Below are 1,371 nucleotides of genomic sequence, written 5' to 3'. Positions count from 1 at the left end.
ATGCTCTTCGATTTCCACAGAAAGACTCCCCGTAAATTCGGTATGATCAAGTCCTGATTATACTGGATTTCCACAGGAAACTACGAAGAGCCATGAAAAAAACAGGTTTAATACTCTTTCTTGTAGCGACGGTTTTCTTGACAGCACGATTCGCTACCACCGTAGACAGGGAAACGGTCACTCAATTCCTGAAAGACTACAAGATCATCGCCAGCAAACCCGATATCTACTATTCCTATGATCGGATTTCCAAAACCTACCCCTGGGGGCTGATTGCCAAAAAGGACGACGTCTATTTTATGACCGACCCGGATGGCAACAAGATCAATGAACGGGGCTTCCAAAAGATAGGGAGTTTTAACGACTATGGACTCGCCGAAGTAGAAAATTCGGAGGGAATGGTCGGCCTGATCAACACCGCGGGAGAGTTGATAGCAGATACCGCCTACTATGACATCAACCCTTTTGGGGAAGATGAACTCGCCATCGTCGAAGTATTGATCCCCTACGACAGTAGCGGCTCTGGTGACAGTCAACAGGTAAGCTACAAAGGTCGTGAAGGTCTTATCAGTACCGCGGGCGAACTCGTTGTTGAACCTGAGTATTTCAACATCACCTACCGTGAAGATGTAGCGCTGTACCACATCAATTATTACTACTACGGAGAAAAACTGGGATCCAGAAATAGCCTGTTTTCCGCCACCGATGGCTGGCTCGAGAATTCGACCTATGACTCGATCGGGAAATTCGAAAATGGGGTAGCTGTGGTAACAAAAGACGGCCTGGACGGTTTAATCGATACGAAAGCCGAGACTATAATCCCCCCTATGTACAATAACGTCTTTGAAGCCTCAGAGGGTTTGTTAAGAGTTGACAATACAGATGATCAGTCAGCTTTCTTTGATATCGAAGGAAACATCGTCATACCCTTTAGAGACTATCGCATCCCCACGCACTTCAAACACGGTATCTCCATTGTGCTCTCACCCGACAGTAATTTTTCGAGACGCAAAGCCGCTCTAATGGATAGAACAGGCGAGATGCTGACTGACTACATTTACGATGACTTTGAACCTTTCAACCACTACGAAGATATCGACAGAGTGCTGACCATGGCAGGCCCACACGGTAGCCGGTTTAATGGACTGATCGACACCGCCGGCAACTATGTTGTAGCGCCAAAATACAGTGATATAGAGTACGACAAAGCAGGTTACTTCAGAACCGTTACTTTCGTTTTCTCCGAAGAACGCAACACGCCAACAAAAAAGTTCTAGTAACTATTCAGCGAAATAATATCAAAAAAGGCTTGACAGGTTTTTTTTGACTTTTCCTGATTGCACAGATTTTTCACCAACTCCCTGACAGTCC

General features: G+C 45.7%; 1 protein-coding gene. It reads left to right on the top strand.

Annotation, left to right across the window (positions count from 1 at the left end):
• Nucleotides 1–92 precede the first annotated feature (92 nt).
• Nucleotides 93–1,277, top strand: coding sequence for a WG repeat-containing protein (locus G565_RS0120945; protein ID WP_028672541.1), 1,185 nt, complete (start codon nt 93–95; stop codon nt 1,275–1,277).
• Nucleotides 1,278–1,371 lie beyond the last annotated feature (94 nt).

The organism is Saccharospirillum impatiens DSM 12546, assembly GCF_000423605.1.
Taxonomy (GTDB): Bacteria; Pseudomonadota; Gammaproteobacteria; order Pseudomonadales; family Natronospirillaceae; genus Saccharospirillum; species Saccharospirillum impatiens.
This window is presented reverse-complemented; position numbering and strand designations above follow the sequence as displayed.